Origin of the sequence: Comamonas sp. UBA7840, from assembly GCF_002501455.1 — a bacterium.
Classification (GTDB): Bacteria; Pseudomonadota; Gammaproteobacteria; order Burkholderiales; family Burkholderiaceae_C; genus Comamonas; species Comamonas jiangduensis.
This window is the reverse complement of sequence record NZ_DLTI01000043.1, coordinates 57,884-78,877: the sequence shown is the minus strand read 5'-3', so window position 1 is coordinate 78,877 and position 20,994 is coordinate 57,884. Positions and strand designations below refer to the sequence as shown.

Annotated in this window: 21 protein-coding genes and 1 riboswitch; of the genes, 12 read left to right on the top strand and 9 right to left on the bottom strand. The window is 59.7% G+C overall.

Translation table 11 applies throughout. From position 1 onward, the window contains the following. Positions 1-270: 270 nt before the first annotated feature. Complete coding sequence (locus B3R00_RS16135; RefSeq protein WP_286999858.1) at positions 271-1,920, bottom strand: 3-(methylthio)propionyl-CoA ligase; 1,650 nt, start codon at positions 1,918-1,920, stop codon at positions 271-273. A gap of 202 nt (positions 1,921-2,122) precedes the next feature. Here B3R00_RS16135 and B3R00_RS16130 point away from each other — a divergent pair, with 202 nt between their 5' ends. The 5 genes from B3R00_RS16130 (at position 2,123) to B3R00_RS16110 (ending at position 5,965) form a co-directional block, all read left to right on the top strand. Next, positions 2,123-3,637 (top strand): protein adenylyltransferase SelO, encoded by a 1,515-nt coding sequence (locus B3R00_RS16130; RefSeq protein WP_286999857.1) that lies wholly within the window; start codon positions 2,123-2,125, stop codon positions 3,635-3,637. After that, on the top strand, positions 3,634-4,122 hold the full coding sequence (gene msrB, locus B3R00_RS16125) for a peptide-methionine (R)-S-oxide reductase MsrB (protein WP_286999856.1): 489 nt from the start codon (positions 3,634-3,636) through the stop codon (positions 4,120-4,122). Before B3R00_RS16130 ends, msrB begins: the two co-directional genes overlap by 4 nt. Positions 4,123-4,281: 159 nt before the next feature. Beyond that, a complete protein-coding gene (locus B3R00_RS16120) occupies positions 4,282-4,848 on the top strand; it encodes a septation protein A (RefSeq protein WP_286999855.1) in 567 nt (188 codons plus the stop codon). After that, positions 4,841-5,107 (top strand): BolA family protein, encoded by a 267-nt coding sequence (locus tag B3R00_RS16115; protein ID WP_286999854.1) that lies wholly within the window; start codon positions 4,841-4,843, stop codon positions 5,105-5,107. The genes B3R00_RS16120 and B3R00_RS16115 overlap by 8 nt, the downstream gene beginning before the upstream one ends. Before the next feature lie 72 nt (positions 5,108-5,179). Then, positions 5,180-5,965 (top strand): peptidylprolyl isomerase, encoded by a 786-nt coding sequence (locus B3R00_RS16110; protein ID WP_219162207.1) that lies wholly within the window; start codon positions 5,180-5,182, stop codon positions 5,963-5,965. Positions 5,966-6,038: 73 nt separating this feature from the next. Here the strand turns inward: B3R00_RS16110 and B3R00_RS16105 are convergent, their stop codons facing one another. The 4 genes from B3R00_RS16105 to B3R00_RS16090 form a co-directional block, all read right to left on the bottom strand. Then, a complete protein-coding gene (locus B3R00_RS16105; RefSeq protein ID WP_286999853.1) occupies positions 6,039-7,313 on the bottom strand; it encodes an acyl-CoA dehydrogenase family protein in 1,275 nt (424 codons plus the stop codon). A 94-nt stretch (positions 7,314-7,407) separates the two neighbouring features. Beyond that, positions 7,408-8,508, bottom strand: coding sequence for a phosphotransferase (locus tag B3R00_RS16100; protein ID WP_286999852.1), 1,101 nt, complete (start codon positions 8,506-8,508; stop codon positions 7,408-7,410). A 6-nt stretch (positions 8,509-8,514) separates the two neighbouring features. Beyond that, complete coding sequence (locus tag B3R00_RS16095; protein WP_219162210.1) at positions 8,515-9,234, bottom strand: Crp/Fnr family transcriptional regulator; 720 nt, start codon at positions 9,232-9,234, stop codon at positions 8,515-8,517. A 463-nt stretch (positions 9,235-9,697) separates the two neighbouring features. Further along, positions 9,698-9,979 (bottom strand): hypothetical protein, encoded by a 282-nt coding sequence (locus B3R00_RS16090; protein WP_286999851.1) that lies wholly within the window; start codon positions 9,977-9,979, stop codon positions 9,698-9,700. Positions 9,980-10,236: 257 nt separating this feature from the next. Then, positions 10,237-10,338, top strand: a riboswitch (TPP riboswitch). Between the two features lie 73 nt (positions 10,339-10,411). Here B3R00_RS16090 and B3R00_RS16085 point away from each other — a divergent pair. Next, positions 10,412-11,704 carry a purine-cytosine permease family protein gene (locus B3R00_RS16085; protein WP_286999850.1) on the top strand — a complete coding sequence of 431 codons (1,293 nt, stop codon included), beginning with the start codon at positions 10,412-10,414 and terminating at the stop codon, positions 11,702-11,704. Positions 11,705-12,005: 301 nt separating this feature from the next. Then, on the top strand, positions 12,006-12,491 hold the full coding sequence (locus tag B3R00_RS16080; RefSeq protein ID WP_286999849.1) for an SH3 domain-containing protein: 486 nt from the start codon (positions 12,006-12,008) through the stop codon (positions 12,489-12,491). A gap of 89 nt (positions 12,492-12,580) precedes the next feature. Here B3R00_RS16080 and thiD read toward each other — a convergent pair whose 3' ends face one another. Next, a complete protein-coding gene (thiD, locus tag B3R00_RS16075) occupies positions 12,581-13,447 on the bottom strand; it encodes a bifunctional hydroxymethylpyrimidine kinase/phosphomethylpyrimidine kinase (RefSeq protein WP_286999848.1) in 867 nt (288 codons plus the stop codon). 282 nt (positions 13,448-13,729) lie between these two features. Between thiD and B3R00_RS16070 the strand changes: the two genes are divergently transcribed. The 5 genes from B3R00_RS16070 (at position 13,730) to B3R00_RS16050 (ending at position 18,159) form a co-directional block, all read left to right on the top strand. Beyond that, on the top strand, positions 13,730-14,842 hold the full coding sequence (locus B3R00_RS16070) for an FAD-dependent oxidoreductase (protein WP_286999847.1): 1,113 nt from the start codon (positions 13,730-13,732) through the stop codon (positions 14,840-14,842). A 60-nt stretch (positions 14,843-14,902) separates the two neighbouring features. Next, on the top strand, positions 14,903-15,100 hold the full coding sequence (gene thiS, locus B3R00_RS16065) for a sulfur carrier protein ThiS (RefSeq protein WP_286999846.1): 198 nt from the start codon (positions 14,903-14,905) through the stop codon (positions 15,098-15,100). A 103-nt stretch (positions 15,101-15,203) separates the two neighbouring features. Next, positions 15,204-16,019, top strand: coding sequence for a thiazole synthase (locus B3R00_RS16060; protein ID WP_286999845.1), 816 nt, complete (start codon positions 15,204-15,206; stop codon positions 16,017-16,019). Then, entirely contained in the window at positions 16,012-16,950 is a 939-nt protein-coding gene (gene thiE, locus B3R00_RS16055) for a thiamine phosphate synthase (protein WP_286999844.1), read from the top strand. Before B3R00_RS16060 ends, thiE begins: the two co-directional genes overlap by 8 nt. 159 nt (positions 16,951-17,109) lie before the next feature. Then, positions 17,110-18,159: a porin gene (locus tag B3R00_RS16050; protein WP_286999843.1), complete on the top strand. Its 1,050-nt coding sequence runs from the start codon at positions 17,110-17,112 to the stop codon at positions 18,157-18,159. 146 nt (positions 18,160-18,305) lie between these two features. Here B3R00_RS16050 and B3R00_RS16045 read toward each other — a convergent pair whose 3' ends face one another. Genes B3R00_RS16045 through B3R00_RS16035 form a run of 3 tightly spaced genes read right to left on the bottom strand, consistent with a single transcriptional unit; the run spans position 18,306 to position 20,835 of the window. Beyond that, complete coding sequence (locus B3R00_RS16045; RefSeq protein ID WP_286999842.1) at positions 18,306-18,995, bottom strand: hypothetical protein; 690 nt, start codon at positions 18,993-18,995, stop codon at positions 18,306-18,308. Continuing rightward, entirely contained in the window at positions 18,992-19,996 is a 1,005-nt protein-coding gene (locus B3R00_RS16040) for an MlaD family protein (protein WP_286999841.1), read from the bottom strand. The genes B3R00_RS16045 and B3R00_RS16040 overlap by 4 nt, the downstream gene beginning before the upstream one ends. 29 nt (positions 19,997-20,025) lie before the next feature. Next, positions 20,026-20,835, bottom strand: a complete 810-nt coding sequence (locus B3R00_RS16035; RefSeq protein ID WP_286999840.1) for an MlaE family ABC transporter permease — start codon at positions 20,833-20,835, stop codon at positions 20,026-20,028. Between the last annotated feature and the right edge of the window lie 159 nt (positions 20,836-20,994).

Genomic DNA, 20,994 nt, shown 5'->3' with positions numbered 1-20,994 from the left:
GCAGGTGCTTTCAATGTTTCAGCTAGTTTTGTATGGAAAACCTAATGCATACAAGCGCAAGCAGCTCTTATTTTGTAAGCGCCTTGGCACCATTGGCTCAGACCAGTACTAACGTCATGGATTAACACCATAAAAGCAAAGCCATTGACTGACGCCTTCTGTGAGCGCCGCGCATCCCCTGTCAACAGCGTTTCACCCACCCAAAACCAGGAGCGCAGTTGCTGGCCCGCCTTAGCTGGGATCAGCGTGCTCCCAGCTCCTGTTCGGTGCCTAGGCATTCACAGCCAGTGAAGGCAGGCGGTAATCCTTGAGCTGCTCACGCAGCTTGGTCTTGAGCATCTTGCCTGTCGCACCCAGCGGAATGGCATCCATGAACACCACGTCGTCCGGAATCTGCCATTTCGCCGTCTTGCCCTCGTAAAACGCCAGCAATGCCTCGCGCGTGACCTGCGCGCCGGGTTTGAGCGTCACCGCCACAATCGGGCGCTCATCCCACTTGGGATGGGGCATGCCGATGCACGCGGCCATGGCTACCGCGGGGTGGCCCATGGCAATGTTTTCAATGTCGATGGAGCTGATCCACTCCCCCCCGGACTTGATCACGTCCTTGGTGCGGTCGGTGATTTGCATGAAACCGTCTTCATCGATGGTGGCCACATCCCCTGTGGGGAACCAGCCCAGCCCCTGCTCATCTTTGACCAGCGGGCTGCTGCCTTTGTAGTACGACTCCAAAATCCACGGCCCGCGCACCATCAAGTCGCCGTAGGTCTTGCCATCCCAAGGCTGCTCCTTGCCCTCGCTGTCCACAATCTTCATCTCCACGCCGTAAATGGCGCGGCCTTGCTTCTGGTTGAGCTTGAACTGCTCTTCCTTGGACAGCTGCAAGTGCTTGTTCTTCAGGGTGCACAGCGTGCCCAGCGGGCTCATCTCCGTCATGCCCCAGGCGTGCAACACCTTCACACCCAGCCCGTCTTCGAAAGCCGTAATCATGGCCGGTGGGCAGGCTGCGCCGCCAATCACCGTGCGGCGCAGGGTGCTGAACTTCAGCCCATTGGGCTGCATATGGCCCAGCAGCATCTGCCACACCGTGGGCACACCTGCGGCATAGGTCACGCCTTCGGCCTCAATCAGTTCATACAGCGATTTGCCATCCAGCGCAGGGCCGGGGAACACCACTTTGGCGCCCGTCAATGCGGCCGAGTACGGAATGCCCCACGCATTAACGTGGAACATGGGCACCACGGGCAGCACAGCGTCGCGGGCCGACATGCACATCACATCGGGCAGCGCCGCAGCATACGCGTGCAGCACAGTGGAGCGGTGGCTGTACAGCGCGGCCTTGGGATTGCCGGTTGTGCCACTGGTGTAACACATGCTGGAAGCAGTGTTTTCATCCAGTTGGGGCCAGCGGTAGTGCTTGCTTTGACCGCCAATCCATGCTTCGTAGCTGACCAGGCCAGAAATGCCGCTGTCGGCAGGCAGCTTGTCGGCATCGCACAGCGCCACCCACTGGCGCACCGTGGGGCACTTGGCGTGCACGGCCTGCACCAGCGGCAAAAACGTCATGTCAAAGCACAGCACCTGGTCTTCGGCGTGGTTGATGATCCAAGCCACCTGCTCCGGGTGCAGGCGCGGATTGATGGTGTGCAGCACGCGGCCCGAGCCGCTGACGCCAAAGTACATCTCCATGTGGCGGTAGCCGTTCCAGGCAATCGATGCCACCCGGTCGCCATGGGCCAGCTTCAGCCCATCCAGCGCGTTGGCCAGCTGCTTGGCGCGCCCTGCCAAGTCTTCGTAGGTGTAGCGGTGAATATCACCTTCCACACGGCGCGACACGATTTCCGCATCGCGGTGGTGGCGGGCGGCAAATTCAATCAAACTCGAAATCAGCAACTGCTGGTTCTGCATCAGGCCTTGCATGGGCTATGTCTCCTTGGGAATGTAATTGGGGGCGTGTACCGCCTGCGCTGTCACGCATTGGCAGCCATCGTAAAGGGCCAGCCCACCCAACGGTTTACGGGCTTACCAGCATGCATGTGTCGCCAAAGCGTCCTTTGGGCGGCTTTTGCCACATACATTTCCTTAGATCAAAAAGGTTTCGTGACTTGGCCACAATTGCTGCATGCATGCATTTGATGGCTCTCACCCACTGCCTTGGCAAGGCGTCTGGCGCACCGGTTTCTCAGGCCTTGGCCCAGCCTTCCTCACGCACCTCCAGCCTACCCCCCTGCCCGACGCGCAATGGGTGGCACAAAGCCCGCAAGTCGCCCAGCTCGCAGGGCTGCCCGATGGTTTCATGCAGACCGAGCAGGCCTTGCAGGCCTTCACCGGCAATACCGTGTTGCCCGGCAGCCAGCCCTATGCCAGTGTCTACAGCGGCCACCAATTTGGGGTGTGGGCCGGCCAACTGGGCGACGGGCGCGCCATCACCGTAGGTGAAACCGCCGCAGGCTGGGAGCTACAACTCAAAGGCGCCGGCCCCACCCCTTATTCGCGCGGCGGCGATGGGCGGGCCGTGCTGCGCTCCAGCATCCGCGAATTTCTATGCAGCGAGGCCATGCACGCCTTGGGCATTCCAACCACGCACGCGCTGTGCCTGACGGCTTCGCACGCACCGGTGTACCGTGAGACGGCCGAAACCGCTGCGGTCGTGACCCGTGCCGCGCCCAGCTTTATCCGTTTTGGCCACTTTGAGCACTTTGCCGCCCGCGATATGCAGCCAGAGTTGCGCCAGCTGGCCGATTACGTGATTGACCGCTACTATCCCGCCTGCCGCAGCGGCTGGCAAGGTGTGGACAGCGAAGGCGCATCTGTGCCAGGCAATGCCTATGCCGCGCTGTTGTATGAGGTAGGCCAGCGCACCGCCCACATGATTGCGCACTGGCAGGCCGTGGGCTTTTGCCACGGCGTGATGAACACTGACAACATGAGCGTGCTGGGCCTGACGATTGACTACGGCCCCTTCCAGTTTCTGGATGCATTCGACCCCGGCCACATCTGCAACCACAGCGATCACCAGGGCCGCTACGCCTTCAATCAGCAGCCACAAATCGCCTACTGGAACCTATTTTGTCTGGGCCAGGCCCTGCTGCCGCTGATTGAAGACCAGGATGTGACCGTGGCTGCGCTGGAAGCCTACCGCCCGGCCTTCAGCCATGCCTTTCGCCAACGCATGTGCGCCAAGCTGGGGCTGCCCAGCGCTGCCCAGCAGCACACCGCGGCGGCCACCCCGGTGATTGGGCACTTGCTGGAACTGCTGGCCACCCAGCGCATCGACCACGCCATCTTCTGGCGCCGCTTGTCGCGCTCCGCCCAAGACGGAGACTTCGAGCGCACGCGTGAGCTGTTCTTGGACAGCAAAGATTTTGACCGCTGGCTGCTCTCCTATCAAGAGCTATCAGCGCAGTCTGGACAAGCGCTAGATGCCAATTTAATGCTCAACACCAACCCTGGCTTTGTGCTGCGCAACCATGTGGCGCAGGAGGCCATTCACGCCGCAGAGCAGGGCAACTTCCAGGTGGTGCAAGATCTGCTGCGGGTGTTGCAACACCCCTTTGATGAACACCCTGCGCACGGTGCTTGGGCTGACTTCCCGCCCGCATGGGCCTCTTCCATTGCCATCAGTTGTTCCTCATGACTTTTCCCATCCAAAAAACCGACGCCCAGTGGCTGGACACCCTCCAAGCCAAAGGGGCTGAGCCCGTGGCCTATCAAGTCACCCGCCACGCTGCCACCGAACGCCCCTTCACCGGGAAGTACGAGCAGCACTGGACCCCAGGCAGCTACCACTGCATCTGCTGTGGCGCCAAGCTGTTTGATTCCGACACCAAGTTCGACGCAGGCTGCGGCTGGCCCAGCTTCTACCAGGCCGACCCCGGCGCCATCACCGAAATCGTGGACCGCAGCCACCACATGGTGCGCACCGAAACCGTGTGCAGCCAGTGCGGCGCGCACTTGGGCCATGTGTTTGAAGATGGCCCCCTGCCGACTGGGCTGCGCTATTGCATGAATTCAGCGTCTTTGGATTTTCACGCCCCTGACTCCAGCACCGCAGCCCCTGCCACGTTCGAAGACAGCACGGGCGCCAGCAATGCCACCGATGGCGGCGACAGCGGCAACTAAAACCAGCCATCACTTGGACGGCGTCAGCAACCGGGCAGCAGCCGGCTGGCGCCGTAACCCTTGAACTTCGCGGCCATTGGGCGCGTGCTGGCTCCCCCAGCTATGGCATGCTTGCAATCTTTCGCATGACCGCGGGACGCAGGGGCCCGCATGCTTTTCATGAAACTGCTGATCGATTTTTTCCCCATCATTTTGTTCTTTGCCGCCTTTAAGGCTTGGGGCATTTATGCGGCCACGGCCGTGGCCATCGTGGCCACCATCGTGCAAATCGCCTATTTGCGCTTCAAAACCGGCAAGGTGGAAACCATGCAATGGGTGAGCTTGGGCGTGATCGTCGTCTTCGGCGGTGCGACCTTGCTGGCCCATGATGAAAACTTCATCAAATGGAAACCCACCGTGCTGTATTGGTTGATGGGCGGCGCACTGCTGGTGGGCTTGGTGCTGTTTAAAAAGAACTTCATCAAGAGCCTGATGGGCGCACAGATGCAGTTGCCCGATAGCGTCTGGAACACCCTGAACTGGGCCTGGACCGGCTTTTTTGCTGTCATGGGCGTGCTCAACCTGTGGGTGGCATTCAACTTTGACACAGACACCTGGGTCAACTTCAAAATGTTTGGCGGTATTGGCCTGATGCTGGCGTTTGTGGTGGGCCAGGCCCTGTATTTGGGGCGCTACCTGAAAGAGCCCGAACAAAACGCGGCCACCAAGGACTCCAGCCATGAGTGAAGCCATCACTGCCACAGCCATTGAGCACATGCTGCGCGAAAAACTTGCGCCCACACACCTGGAAGTGATTGACGAAAGCGCGGCCCACGCTGGCCACGCGGGCGCCAATGGCACAGGTTTTGGCACGCATTTTCGGGTTCGCATCGCGGCGCCAATTTTTGACGGCAAGAGCCGCGTCGCACGCCACCGCGTTGTGTATGATTCTCTGCAACACTTTATCGACCAGGGGTTACATGCTCTGGCGATTGAAGTGCTCTAAGCATACGATTGCGAGATTCGCCAACGGTCGTTGGCGAACACCAACCTCTTACCCTTTTTCTTGGATTTCCGCATGAAAAAACAGCTTTTGCCCGGCCTTGTGGCTGCCGCCGTGTTGGGCACTGCCGCCCTTTCGGCTTCTGCGCAAAACTTGGCCATCGTCAACGGCAAGCCCGTGCCCTTGGAGCGCGTCACCGCCCTCAAGCAACAGATTGAGCGCTCTGGCCGCCAGGTGCCCGCAGAGATGGACGCCCAAATCAAGGAAGAAATCATTGCGCGTGAAATCTTCATGCAAGAAGCCGCCAAGCGCGGTCTGGATGCATCGCCCCAGTTCAAGCAGCAAATGCAACTGGCCCGCGAAACCATCCTGATCCGCGAACTGTTTGCGGACTACCAAAAGAAGAACCCTGTCACCGACGCCGAGATCAAGGCAGAGTACGACAAGTTCGTGGCCGCCAACGCTGGCAAGGAATACCGCGCCAGCCACATCCTGGTGGAATCTGAAGACCGTGCCAAGGCCATCATTGCTGAGGTGAAGGCTGGCAAGAAGTTTGAAGACATCGCAAAGAAGGAATCCAAGGACCCCGGATCGGGAGCCCAAGGCGGCGATCTGGGCTGGGCCAGCCCCGCCAACTATGTGCCCGAGTTCACCGACGCCATGATCAAGCTGCAAAAGGGTGGCCTGACCGATGCGCCCGTGAAGAGCCAGTTTGGCTGGCACATCATCCGCGTGGACGACCTGCGCGAAGCCCAGATGCCCGCCTTGGAAGATGTCAAGCCCCAAATCGCCGAGCAACTGGAGCAGCAAAAGATGATGCAGTTCCAGGAATCTCTGCGCGCCAAGGCCAAGGTGCAATAAGCCTGCTGCTTTGACAGCCACAAAAAAAGCGACCTTTTCGGTCGCTTTTTTCTTGGGCTTTACGCAGTGCTTCTTACGAGCCGCGTGTCACAGGCACCTGCGCATCACGGCCATAGTTGCCGTGCTTGCCCAGTTCCCACTTGGCGATGGCATTGCGGTGCACTTCGTCAGGACCGTCGGCAAAGCGCAGCGTGCGTGCGTTGACATAGGCATGGGCCAATGGAAAGTCTTGGCTCAAACCGCCACCGCCGTGCACTTGCATGGCCCAGTCGATCACATCGCAGGCCAGCTGCGGTGCCACCACCTTGATCATGGCGATTTCGGTACGTGCCACCTTGTTGCCCACGGTGTCCATCATCCACGCGGCCTTGAGTGTCAGCAGGCGCGCCATATCGATGCGGCAACGCGCTTCGGCAATGCGCTCCTGGGTCACGGTTTGCTGGGCAATGGTCTTGCCAAAAGCAATGCGGCTGGAGGCACGCTGGCACATCAGCTCCAGGGCGCGTTCGGCCTGGCCAATCAAACGCATGCAGTGGTGAATGCGGCCAGGGCCCAAGCGGCCTTGGGCAATCTCGAACCCTCGGCCCTCGCCCAGCAGCACATTGCTCACTGGCACACGCACGTTCTCAAAATACATTTCCATGTGGCCATGCGGCGCATCGTCATAGCCCAGCACCGTCAATGGGCGCACCACGCGCACACCGGGGGTGTCAGCGGGCACCAGCACCATGCTTTGCTGTGAGTGCTTGGCCGCTTCCGGGTCGGTCTTGCCCATGGTGATGTAAATGGCGCAGCGTGGGTCACCCGCACCCGAAATCCACCACTTGTGCCCGTTGATGACGTATTCATCGCCCTCGCGCTCAATGCGCGTGCAGATGTTGGTGGCGTCACTCGATGCCACTTCGGGCTCGGTCATCGCAAACGCAGAACGGATCTTGCCGTCCAGCAAAGGCAGCAGCCATTTCTGGCGATGCTCGTCATTGCCATAGCGGGCAATGGTTTCCATGTTGCCGGTGTCGGGGGCCGAGCAGTTGAACACTTCGGAAGCCCAGCCCACACGCCCCATGATTTCCGCCAAAGGCGCGTATTCCTGGTTGGTCAGACCTGCGCCTTTGACACCCGCAATTTCTGCCGTGTCTTTGGGCAAGAACAGGTTCCACAGGTCTTGCTCTTTGGCCTTTTCTTTCAGCCCCTCAATGACGTTCAGCGGTGTCCAGCGTTTGCCTGCTTGCGTGTTGGCTTCCAGTTCATGGTGGAAGGTCGATTCATTCGGATAGATATGCTCATCCATGAAGCGCAGCAAGCGCGCCTGCAGTTCCTTGGTTTTAGGGGAATAGTCAAAGTCCATGGAGTGCTCCTTTTTGGTCAACTAGCAAACAATTGGCGTGCACTGCCCCCCGGCAGCTGCAGGCCGTCTTACACACGAGGGGGAAAAGGGTCCGTCAGCGCGCCTGGGCGCTGTGTTTTTGCGCGTAGCTCCAAGCCAGTTGCGCCATCGGCCGTGCCGTGTCGCCCGCTGCTTTGGCCTGCGCGCTGGAGGCGGTGCCTGCCTCCACACGTTTGGCAATGCCTTGCAAAATGGCCGCAATGCGGAACATGTTGTAGGCCAGATAAAAATTCCAATCTGCGTTGAGCTGCTCCAGCGTGGCCAAGCCCGTGCGCTCGCAGTACATACGCATGTATTCCTGCTCGCTGGGAATGCCCAGCGCCGCAATATCCAAGCCACCAATCCCGCGCCCCAGACTGACGGGAATGTGCCAGGCCATGCAGTGGTAGCTAAAGTCGGCCAAGGGATGGCCCAGGGTGGACAGCTCCCAATCCAGCACCGCAATAACCTTGGCGGCATCCTGCGCAAACATCACGTTATCCAGCCGATAGTCGCCATGCACGATGGAGACCTTGCTTTCATCCTTGGCGCTGTCTGGCATGTTGGCGGGCAGCCATGCCATCAACTGGTCCATCTCTGCAATCGGCTGGGTGACGGAAGCCACGTACTGCTTGCTCCAGCGGCCAATCTGGCGCTCAAAGTAATTGCCGGGCTTGCCGTAATCTGCCAGCCCCTGCTGAGCCACATCCACGCTGTGCAGCGCTGCAATCACGCGGTTCATCTCGTTGTAGATGTCTGCGCGCTGGGCGTTCGTCATACCGGGCAAGGACTGGTCCCACAGCACGCGGCCGTCCTTGAACTCCATGATGTAGAAGGCACGCCCGATGATGGATTCATCCTCACACAAGGCATACATGTGCGGCACCGGCACATCGGTACCAGCCAGGCCGCGCATCACCTTGAACTCGCGCTCAATCGCATGCGCTGAGGGCAGCAACTTGGCGACCGGCCCAGGCTTGGAGCGCATGACGTAGCTGCGCCCCGGCGTGACCAGTTTGTAAGTCGGGTTGGATTGCCCCCCCTTGAACATCTCCACCGTCACGGGGCCTGCAAAGCCAGCCACATGCTGGTTCATCCACTGGCTCAGTGCCTGCACATCAAAAGCATGTGCTTCAGAGACGGGTTTGGTACCTACAAAATGGTCAAAGTTGCTCATACGTCTTTAAAAGTCAGTTTCCACGATGCGCAGCAGCCCATCGCGGTCGCGCACTACCAACCCACCCGGCTCGATACGGATGATGTTCTCGCGCTCCATGCCCTTGAGCTCCTGGTTCACGCGCTGGCGTGATGCCCCGAGCAGTTGGGCCAATTCTTCCTGCGCCAGTTGCAGGCCGATGCGAATCTCCTCGCCATTGGCAAGGCTGGGAATGCCATAGCTGCGCGCCAGGTGCAGCAACTGCTTGGCCAAACGTGCGCGCAACGGCAATGTATTGAGGTCTTCCACCAAGCCATACAGTTGGCGGATGCGGCGTGCTGCTAGCCACAGCATGGCTTCGTAAAACTCGGTGTGCGTAGCCAAGATGCGCTTGAAATCTGCCTTGGCCACGCACAGCAATGTGGTGGAGCCATGGGCATACGCATCGTGTGTACGGCGGTCCCCGTCGAAAATTGACGTGTCGCCAAACCACAGCCCCGGCTCTACATAAGTCAGGGTGATTTGCTTGCCCGTGATGGAGGTTGAACTCACCCGTACCGCGCCCTTGGCGCAGGCAAACCATTCCTCCGGCACTTCGCCGCGTGCGCAAAGCAAAGCTCCATCTTTGAATCGTTTGACGTAAGCGCATCGCAAAATGTCGTGCCTGAGCGAAGGTGAAAGGGATGAAAACCAGCGACCTGAGTTAATCGCTTCACGTTCTTCGATAGTAAGAATCGGGTCGTCCATAGCCTGTCGTTTCTGTGACTGAAAACCGGTTCATTGTCGCGTCAGAGACCAGCGTATTGACCACTCAGCGCAGCACAACACGCACAAGTTGTCCAGAAAGTGACAGTCTTTGCTTTATCAGCACACAAACTCAAGGGTTTACCCTTAAGTTATTGATCACAAATAACTTATTTCCTGCAGGCAGTGCTCCTTGCAAGCGCAAGGCATAGGGTTTTTTTCGTCGAAATTTCCGCACTGCAGAACACAACCTCTGCTTTTTCTCCCTTCACCGCGCCTTCTCATCCCGCAGCCAGTCGCGCTTTGGCGCCGGCCGCAGCCAATGCCCTGCACCTGCGTGCGCTGACGCTAAGCGCACACCAAACAAAAGCGGCATTGCAAAGAAGCCATTTCTTTGCAATGCCGCTTATTTGATAGCTACTAGCGCTTGCTGCATAAGCGCTAGAGGAATATTTGACTCACATTATTATTTTTCAGCCATTTCACTGCTGGGCAGTGCGATCGGCAAACGCTGGCCGTTTACATCCACCACACAGCTGACATCCGCCCGTTGCACCGGTATGCCGAGAAAGACGTGCTCCCACCCCGGCTGGAGCGGGAAGTTCATGCTCTCATTGACCAGCTGGCGTTCATCCAGCAGCGCCTGCATATCACTTGCGTTCAATTCAATGCGCTGCGGATAGGCGTTGTCATGGCTCTTCCAATGGTCACGCACCATGGCGATCAGGGCTTCATACAGGTTTGGCATGGCGAGGAGTTTAGAGGCTTTGCCTGCGCAGCCAATGTATAGATACAGTTTCTCCTTGGCGCTCCAGTGCCTAAATGCCTTAGGCACACACCCTATGCTCCTTATTGCTACGCACCCTTACACACCCTGTGCATGCGCCCCCCGCTATACCACTGCCCCGCGCGCATTGCCCAAAGACAGCGCATACCAGCTTCTAGGGTGCTGCATTGCTAGCTTTTTGCATAGCCTGCATGCAAAATCGCGCCGCCACGTTCGTGGCAACTCGCTAGGGGTGCCCCTGCTGCCAAGCAGTGGGCTGAGAGAGTCCCTTTGAACCTGATTGAGATCATCCTCGCGCAGGGAAGCTGTTGGTTTAGGGCTGCTCCATGCATACGCTGCATGCGCTGGCATGCCTCTCACGGCCCCTGCTTCGTAGGCATACGGAGCATTGAATTGAATACCTCCTATTCGGCGTCTTCCAACCAAGCGCTGTCTCCCACCTCCCCCGCTGAGCGCGTCTTTGCCATGCATGACCACGCTGCGCTGTGGTTCAGCCTCGGCGTGGGCCTGCTGGTTATGCAAGTGGGCGCCTATTTGCTGCCTGCCCTGTCGCCACAGCAAGCGCTGCTGGCCATTGCGTGCGGCTCTTTGCTGGGCGCTGGCCTGCTGGGCTGGATGGCCAAGATTGCGTGTGACACCGGCCTGTCCAGCGCGGCGCTGATGACGCATGTGTACGGGCGCCAGTTTGCCAAGCTCCCGATCGTGCTCAATTTGGTACAGTTGATTGGCTGGGGCACGTTTGAGCTGGTGGTGATGCGCGACGCCAGCGTGGCCATTGGCCGCCAGGCAGGTGGCATGGCCGCCAGCTACTGGCCCATGGTGATGACCCTGGTGTGGGGCAGCGTGATCGCGCTGCTGATCAGCGGCTCCATGCTCAAACTGGTGCGCCAGTTGATTGCCCGCGTGGCCCTGCCGCTGGTGGTGCTGTCTTTGCTGTGGCTGACTTGGCACTTTGTCGGTTTGGCGTTGGAGCAAGGCTGGCAGAGCCTGTGGAGCCGTCCTGGCGAAGGTGGCATGGGTTGGCTGCCCGCCATGGACTTGGTGATTGCCATGCCCATTTCCTGGCTGCCCTTGGTGGCCGACTACGCGCGCCATGGCAAAGATGGCCGCAGTGCGATGCGCGGCACCTGGCTGGGCTTTGCCGTAGCGAATATGTGGTGCTATGGCTTGGGCGTGCTGGTGGCATTGACGCTGCCCAGCGCCGATCTGGTCACTGCGCTGCTGCTGGCACAAGGCGGGTTGATTGCCTTGACGCTGATCTTGATTGACGAAGTCGACAACGCCTACGGTGACACCTACTCCGGTGCCATGGCTGCACACAGTGTGGTGCCCAGCTGGAGTGTTCGCCGCTGGGGCCTACTGTTGACCGTGCTGTGCGTGCTGCTGGCCCTGGTGCTGCCCATGCACAGCATTGAGCCCTTCTTGCTAACGCTCAGCTCGGTGTTTGTGCCTTTGTTTGGCGTAATCCTGGGCCGTCTGGCATGGCAGCCTGCCGCGCAGCGGCTTGCGCAGGCACCGCAATGGATGGCCAACGCCCAGCACGCACACTGGCCCACCGTGACCTTGTGGCTGGCGGGTATTGCGCTCTACCACAGCATGCCCTTGATTTCTGCCGATGCAGGCAGCGCCTTGCCCACCCTGCTGGTGTGCTTTGTGGCGGCCCGTTGCCTGCCCCGCACCGCGTGAGGTAGGGACGCGAAGCCGCAGGCAGTACCAGCGTACGACAAGGCGAAGTGACAACGTACCAAGGGCCGCGTGAGCGGTTCTAAGGCACATCAAACCCATAGTGCGCACGAGTTGTGTCCAAACGTTTCACCAGTTAATATGCCTCGCGATGCAAAAATGTCAGGGCTTGGCTATTTGTTTTGTGGGGCATGTTCCCAACAACACGCTCTAATCCAGGCATGATTTCGCACTTCGTCGGCACCACGTTGGTTGTTTTTGCATGTGGAGCCACATCGGATTGATTCACAGGAGTTATCACCGCGTGCTGCCACCATTTGCCCTTCCCCTCACTCGCCACCTGCGCCGTGGCGGTTTCGCTGCGCTGCTGCTGGCTGGCTCTATTGCCAGCGCGCCCACCTTGGCCCAAGCCCAAGAGTTTTTGAGCATCAAGGGCAATACCGTCAACATCCGCGCCAAACCCACCACCAAGTCTGACATTGCGTGGGAGTTGATCAATGGTTACCCCGTGCAAGTGATTGCCAAGCAAGACGATTGGGTCAAAGTCAAAGACTTTGAAGGTGCTTTGGGCTGGGTGCACCTGCCGCTGACCTCTTCGGAAGCCTACTACCTGATCAAGTCTGACAATGTCAATCTACGTGCCGGCCCCGGCACCAAGCACAGCGTGGTGACCAAGCTGAGCAAGTACGACATCGTCAAAACGCTGGAAAAGCGTGATGGCTGGGCCAAGGTCAAAACTGCGGAAGACCAAGAGGGCTGGCTGCTGGAAAAGCTGGGCTGGGGCTGGTAAGACTGCACGCCCTGTGCTCCCCCGTCAAAAAAGGCGCCTTGGGCGCCTTTTTTATTTATTGATAGCTGCCAAGGCAATACCCGTGAGGCTCAGCCCCTCAAAATCACTTGGGGAACGGGAGCAAACCCATGGTTCAAAGGGCCCTGCCCCTGCCCGGTGTGTACCTGTGCACCCGAGGCAATTGCCCCAAGGATGTAAGTGCGCGCACTTTCCACCGCGGCCTGCAACTCCAGCCCCAGCGCCATATGCGCTGCAATCGCCGACGACAAGGTGCAGCCCGTGCCGTGGCCATTGTGCGTGGGGATGCGTTGCGAGCCCAGTTCTTGGCGCAGCCCATCACGCCCGGCCAGTACATCCACCACCCATTCACCGGGCAAGTGCCCGCCTTTGAGCAGCACCTGCTGGGCACCCAGCGCCAGCAGGTCTTGCACGGCCTGTTCCATCGCGCTGGCATCTGCAATCTGACGGCCAATCAGCCAGCCAGCTTCGTCTAGGTTGGGCGTCACCACCGTGGCCAGGGGGAACAACTCCTGCACCAGCACACTCACGGTTTCGTCGTGAATGAGCTTGTCGCCACTGGTAGCCACCATCACCGGATCCAGCACCACCTTGGTGATGCCATACGTGCGGATGGCATCTGCCACCACCTGCACCACCTCCGGGGCGTGCAGCATGCCGATCTTGACAGCATCGACCCCAATGTCTTGCACCACGGCGTCAATCTGCGCCTTGAGCATCTGCGGCGGAATGCCGTGGATACCCGCCACCCCGCAAGTGTTCTGCGCGGTGATGGCCGTAATGGCCGTCATGCCGTAGCAGCCCAGTGCACTGAAGGTTTTCAAATCGGCTTGAATGCCTGCGCCACCGCCGCTGTCAGAGCCTGCGATGGACAACACCCGCGCATAACGCGGCAAGGAAGTGGAGGCACTGCCTGCGGGCAGTTGTTGCGTAGTCATGCCAAAAATTATGACCCAAGCCAAGGCTTGTTCACGCGCTGCTGCCGCATTTACTGCTGCTGTGCTGTAATTGCGGCTTGCGGACGAAACAGGGGTGTCCCGCTGGCAGTACATGCTGCCCAGCGCGCGGCTGAGAAAAACCCTAGGGCAAGCACCGCGTGCCGCCCTGCTACCCGATCCAGATCATGCTGGCGTGGGGAGTTTCACCAGAGCGGCAGCTGCGCACAGTTGCAACGCCCGTTTTGTCCATGGCGACAACCACCCACGGACGAAGTACTGACCATGATCGCTCTGACCACCCCTTCTCACATTGCCATTTTGGGCGCCGGCCTGATGGGCCGCTTGCTGGCTTTGGAGCTGGCGCGAGAAGGTCACCGCGTGGAAGTGTTTGAAGCCAAGAGCGCCGATGCCGATGGTGCCGCCGCCCGTGTGGCTGCCGCCATGCTGGCTCCGCTGGCTGAATCTGCCATCACCGAACCCGGCGTGGTGCGCATGGGCCAATACGGCCTCACGCGCTGGCCCGAGCTGATTGCGCAGCTGGACGAGCATGTCTTCTTCCAGCAAAACGGCACCTTGGTGGTGTGGCACCGCCAAGACATGGCCGACGCCAACCGCCTGTGCAGCCTGTTTGAGAAAAACCGCCGCATCAACCCCAGCCTGCCAGCACTGCAGAGCTTGGGCGCAGAAGGCCTGAACGACGTGGAGCCGGCCTTGCAGGGCCGCTTCCAGCAAGGGGTGTACCTGCCTGGCGAAGGCCAGCTGGACAACCGCCAGTTGCTGGCAGCCTTGGAGAAAACCTTGACCCGCCTGGGTGTGCAATTGCACTGGCACACCCCGCGCGAAACGACCGACTTCACCCCCGGCTCCGCAGGCCAGCCCGACTTGGTGATCGATTGCCGCGGCCTGGGTGCCCGCACCGCGTGGAAAGAACTGCGCGGCATTCGCGGCGAAGTGGTGCGCGTGCATGCCCCTGAAGTCACCCTGCAGCGCCCCACCCGGCTGGTGCACCCACGCTACCCGCTGTACATCGCCCCCAAAGAAAACCACATCTTTGTGATTGGCGCCACCGAAATCGAATCCGACGACATGGGCCCGGCCAGCCTGCGCTCGGTGATGGAGCTGCTCAGCGCGCTGTACACCGTGCACTCCGGCTTTGCCGAGGCCCGTATTTTGGAAATTGCCACCCAATGCCGCCCTACACTGCCCGACAATCTGCCTGCCGTACGCTGGCTGGATGAGCGCGTGCTGCAAGTGAACGGCCTGTACCGCCACGGCTACATGATTTCGCCCGCCATGCTGGACATCACCCTGCAAATTCTGCGCAGCGGCAGCACCGAGTTGGCCCAGCGCTTTGATGTGGCCGTGCACACCCAGCCTACGCTCGCCGCCGCCTGATTTTTTGACTCTCGGTGCAGCCCGCCTGCTGCACCGTTTTGTGCCTGGATGCATTTGCCCATGAACATCACCATCAACCAACAAACCGTGGAACTGCCCCCCAACGCCACCGTGGCCGATGCCGTGGCGCACTGGCAAGCCCAGCCACCGTTTGCGGTGGCTGTGAACACCGAGTTCGTGCCCAAATCACGCTACGCGGCCTATGCCTTGGCCGAGGGTGACCGCATGGAGGTGATTGCCCCCGTCACCGGAGGCTAAAGCACCACCGCAACATGCATAGCCCAATATGCCTCTAGCGCTTATGCAGTAAGCGCTGACAGCTATCAATCCAGCATATAGACATTCGACCTTCTTGCCAGCCATGAGCGACCACACCCCCTCCGCCGACAGCCTGGTGCTGTACGGCCAAATCTTCCAAAGCCGCCTGTTGCTGGGCACTTCACGCTACCCCTCGCCTGCCGTGCTGGAGGCCGCCGTAGCGCGCGCCAAGCCCGCCATGGTCACCGCCTCGCTGCGCCGCCAAGGCAGCAATGCTGCTGAAGTGGCTGAAACCGGCGCCAGCTTCTGGGAGCTGCTGCGCAAGCTGAAAGTGCCCGTGCTGCCCAACACTGCGGGCTGCATGACCATCCAGGAAGCCGTCACCACGGCCCAGATGGCGCGCGAGGTGTTTGACACCCCCTGGATCAAGCTGGAGCTGATTGGCGACGACTACACCCTGCAGCCCGACACGCTGAACTTGGTGGAAGCTGCCTCCATCCTCATCAAAGACGGCTTTCAAGTGCTGCCCTACTGCACCGAAGACTTGGTGCTGTGTCAGCGCCTGGTGGACGTGGGCTGCCAGGCAGTCATGCCCTGGGCCGCGCCCATTGGCACAGGCCGTGGCCCCGCCAACCCCTATGCCATGCAAACCCTGCGCGAGCGCCTGAACGTGCCGCTGATTGTGGATGCCGGTCTGGGCCGCCCCTCGCACGCCTGCACCGTGATGGAATGGGGTTTTGACGGCGTGCTGCTAAACACGGCCGTGGCCCTGTCAGAAGACCCCGTGCGCATGGCCGGTGCGTTTGCCGATGCCACGCAAGCGGGCCGTGACGGCTACTTGGCAGGCGCCATGGCCGAGCAAACTGCCGCCCAACCCAGCACGCCCGTTTTGGGCACACCGTTTTGGCACCATGCTTAATTCCGACATTCAAGCCCTGGCAGACCGCATCGTCCACCACCACAGCGCCACCTTTGGTGCGCGGCTGCACCACGATGCCAACTCCGTAGAACTGGTGCCCCAGCCCACCCCGCCTGCGCAGCGCAGCGAAGCGGCCTATTTGGCCGCTCTGCACGCTTGCAGCCAGCTGGGCTTTATCGCCGTGGATGCCGAATGCCTGGCCCAGGCCTGGCAGCGCCAGACCGAGCGTACGCACCACTTCGATGCGACGCACTGGCCCGACAGCCCGCAAGACTTTGGCTTAAACGCTGCACACCCGGAACTGGCCTTCCCCGCATGCCCCCGCGCCTTGGGCTTGTACGGTGTGCTGCCCAGCGCCGAATGGGTGGGGCGCATGGCCCGCGCCGGCGTGCCCACGGTGCAGCTGCGCTTTAAAAGCGACGACCAGGCCGCCATCCAGCGCGAAGTGCAAGCAGCGGTCAAGGCCGTGCAAGGCACCGGCGCCCGCCTGTTCATCAACGACCACTGGCAAGCCGCGATCGACGCCGGTGCCTATGGCATCCACGTCGGCCAAGAAGATTTGGATGCCTTGGAAGGCGCGCAGCTAGACGCCATCCGCGCCAGTGGCCTGCGCTTGGGCGTCAGCACCCATGGCTATGCCGAAATGGTTCGCGCCCATGCCGTACAGCCCAGCTACATCGCCCTGGGCGCCGTGTTTCCCACCACGCTCAAACGCATGGCCACCGCCCCCCAAGGCACAGCGCGCCTGCAGGCCTATGTGCGCTTGATGCAACAGTACCCACTGGTGGCGATTGGCGGTATTTCGGCCGAGCAGTTCCCCGAAATTCTGGCCACCGGCGTGGGCTCCATCGCCGTAGTGCGTGCCTTGGTGAATGCGCCCGACCCTGATGCGGCCGCGCAACACTTGTCGGCATTCATACCAGTGTCATAAGCCATTCATCCAGCGATACACTCGCGCACCTGCTCACTTCCTGCACACTGGCACAGCATGTGCTTTGTATACAAAAGCAGCACTCAGATGCAGCCCTGTGCACCTGAAGTGGGCAAACGGCTGACCGCTTTTTTATTCGACCTTTTGAGGGAGTTCCCCGTGAAAAAATCTCTGATCGCTTTTGGTGCCGCCTTGGCATGCATGGGTGCTGCACAAGCACAAAGCAATGTGCAACTGTCCGGTCTGGTGGACATGTACGCTGGCTCGATGAAGCTGGCTGGCAATGAACGCAGCAGCCAAGTAGGCTCTGGCGGCATGACCACCTCTTGGTGGGGCATGAATGGCACGGAAGACCTGGGCAACGGCCTGAAGGCGGGCTTTGCAATCGGCGCATTCTTTCGCGCTGACGATGGCACCCCCGGTCGTTTCAATGGTGATGCATTCTTTGCCCGCGATGCCAACGTGTCGCTGTCCGGCAACTTTGGTACTTTGAAGCTGGGCCGCTCCATGGCCCCCAACTTCCTGCCCACCATCCTGTTCAACCCCTTTGGCGACTCTTTCACCGTATCGCCCCTGGTGCTGCATGGCAACATGACTTCGGACTTCTTCCCTGCTGCCAAGACCACCGTCTCTGACACAGGCTGGAGCAATCAAATTACCTACAGCACCCCCAGCTTTGGTGGTCTGAGCGCCAATTTGCACTACCAATTTGGTGAGCAAGCTGACAAGAACAGCGCCAACAACATCGGCGTGAACGTGCTGTACTTTGGCGGTCCTCTGGCCCTGACCGCGTTCTACGAAACCGCCGACATGCTGGGCAACCCTTCGCCCACCTATACCAACGGCAAAAAGAACAGCAACTGGATGCTGGGCGGCAGCTATGACTTCGGTCCTGCCAAGCTGTATGCAACCTATGGCCAGAGCGAAAAGGATGTCGCCTCCGCCAAAAATTTGGAGCAAAAAACCTACTCTTTGGGCCTGGACGTTCCTGTCAGCAAGGCTGGCACTGTCAAGCTCGCCTACGCACAGACCAAGAGTGACTGGACTGCAGCCACAGACACCACGCGCAAAACAGCTACTTTGGGCTATGACCATTTCCTGTCCAAGCGCACCGACGTTTACACCGCCGTCATGTACGACAAGGACGAGCGCTTCTCCAGCAATCAATCCGGCACCAGCGCAGCAGTGGGTATCCGCCACCGCTTCTAAGCCCGGCGCACAACGCACAGCAAAAAGCCCCGCACAGCGGGGCTTTTTTTATTCCATACATTCAATTCAATAGCTTAAAGCGCCTGCCCCACAATCATTTCAAGGCCATAACCAGCTGAAATCATTGGAAATAAAGCGCCAAACGCTCACTTTTTATTGATAGCTACTTCGGCATTCCGTAGCACCTGCAAGCGCAGCTCCACCGCCTGCACACCGGCGGCATTGCCTGCCGCTTGGTGCAAGCGTTGCTCCAGCAGCAACCACGCCATCACCGAACGGCGCCAGCCTTGTGCAGATGCAAGCTGCACCGCTTGCTGCACCCCAGCAAGCTCCAAATGCCCTGCGCGCACGGCCACACCTGCGGCCGTCAATTGCGAAAGCGCGGTCTCCGCTGCGGGCGCCGATTGTCCTGCCTGGCCTGCCAGCACTTGGCGGGCCATGGCCTGCTGTGCCTTGGGCAGCAAAGCCACATCCTGCGCCGTGTGCTGCACTTGCAAATAGCGGGCATAGGCCTGCTCTGCGGGCTGTGCACCTGCGGCATAACGCTGGTACTGGGGGCAGTCCGTAAATTCCAATGCGGCAACTTGGGTCGCACACTGCAGCAGCGCCAAACGCGCCATCTGACTGGGTTGCCCGGTTGCCGACACCTGCGCAAAGGCTTGGCGCCACTCCGCCTCTGCCACCCGAGTGTCACCTTGCAAATAAGCTTTCACCGCACGCTCAGACGCGGACTGTGCTTCCAGCGCCCAATCCGGTGCCGGCGGTCGGCTGGAGCACGCCGCCCCGAGCACCCCCGTAACTACAGCTGCAATGCGGAAGATACGAGGCACTTTCATGGCAGTTGAACCTCCGCCTCTTTAGCGCCTTTGGCAAACGGCCATTTGCGCTGCAAATCGGTCAGCATGTCTTCAATCTTGCGCAAATTGCTCTCCACCTCATTGCGCAACTGACCAAGGTCGCTGCTGGCATCATTCACATTCGCGCTGATGGACTCGGCATTCACCAGCACGGCATCCAGCTTTTTCAAGCTGGCTCGCGTCTCTTGCAGCAATTGGTTGAGAGTCTGTACCGTCTGACGCACTTGGGGCATTACCCCATCTGCATCAAACACCTGCTGATCGGCGCGCCGCACCACGTGATCCATGCGCGCCAGCAACTGGTTGGCACGGTCGAGCATTTCCACCGTTTTGCGCGCATTCTCGGGGGTTCCCAGCAACACCTCCATGGCCCCATTTTCGCCATTGAGCTTTTCCCCTAACTGGCGAATCTGGTCCATGGATTTACCCAGAGCCGAATCCTGCGCGGTCATCATGCTGAGGTTGTTGAGCAAATCTTTGGCCATGGCAACAATCTGCGGAATTTCTGCAGTGGCATCACCACGCAGAACCGGGCGCTCAGCACCATCCTGCAAAGGCGGGTCTTGCAGCATGCCGCTGTAAGCCTTGATGGTGGTGCCACCCACCAGCCCTTTCACCAACGTGAACACACTGGATTCACGCAGCCAATGTGCATCTTTGCTGGCCACAGCCACCACTATGCGGACATTGCCATCGGGGGCTAGCTCTAGCTTGCTCACACGTCCAATCGGAAAGCCTGAGAACGTCATATCCATGCCCACAGTCACTCCCTCGGAATCATCCGAAGTCAACACCAACGTTTGGGTTGTCTCAAAAGCACCGCGCGCATACAGCAAGTACAAAGTGGCCCCGGCGATCAAGGCAATCGTGAGCAACAGCAAAGCCGCAGCTTTGCGCTCCAAATGCGCCACAGGCCTCAACTCCGTCGCAGGGGCTGAGGCGGCTGAATCCGGTAAAGATGGCTTGCTTGAATCAGACAAAGGTCACAACCCTTCCAACGTCGTAGTACTTAATAGTAATTACCCATCAACGATGCCAGCTCAATCAGCAGCAGCACTGCGAACATACGCACCAGCCCATTGAGTTCATCGCCCGGCCGAGACAATCGCCGTGGCTTGGCATACAACCCCGTCGACACAGGAATAATGGCAACTGCCAAGCTAGACAGCCAGGTTTTCAACACAAAAACCAAGGTCACTGATGGGTTGAAGACATGGCCAAACATGCGGGTGTAACCCGGCACGCCCGCCCAGCTAAAACCATACACCCCGATGTACGCCATCACCAGTGCCACCACACAGGACAGCGCCGCCAAGGTCACACTGGCATACAAGCCAGAAACCACGCGCGGCAGCACCTCCAGGCGCATCAAGGCTTCCCCACGCTGCGCGCGTGCGTCCCACGCTCCAGAGCTGCGCATAACAGCCAGCTCGGTCGCATAAGGAATGGTGCAGCGCATGGCCACGAACAAGCTGGCCGTCAACGGAATCAACTCCAGCACCAGTACCCGTACCACCATTTCCAGGGCATAACGCGACAAGCCATAGCTGATGGCCGTCACCACTACGATGCGTGTGATCACCAGACAAATCAACGCAGCCAGCACCGTAAAGCCAAGCAAGATCGGCGCTGTATCCCGGTACATGCGCTGCAATATGGGCTGCAAGGACGGCCACCGGTACGTGGAAGGCGACAACAGCAGCACCCACACCATCGCGAACAAATAAAAAATGCGGCCCCAGGCCACAGCTGTATCGCGCGCAGCCTGCCATATACGCAAGGACAAAGAACCTCTTGAGGGATGCATGGAAACCATCATAGGTAAAGCCAGCAAGATTTACCAATACGGCCTCATTGGATTCAGCCCTCCGCTATCACCTCACACCCCAGAAATGGGTAGTACCCAAATCTTCTGGAACAGCTATTCACCAAACCGGTTGCAGCAGCAGCGACCTACTGGGTTGGTGGGTTGGTGGGT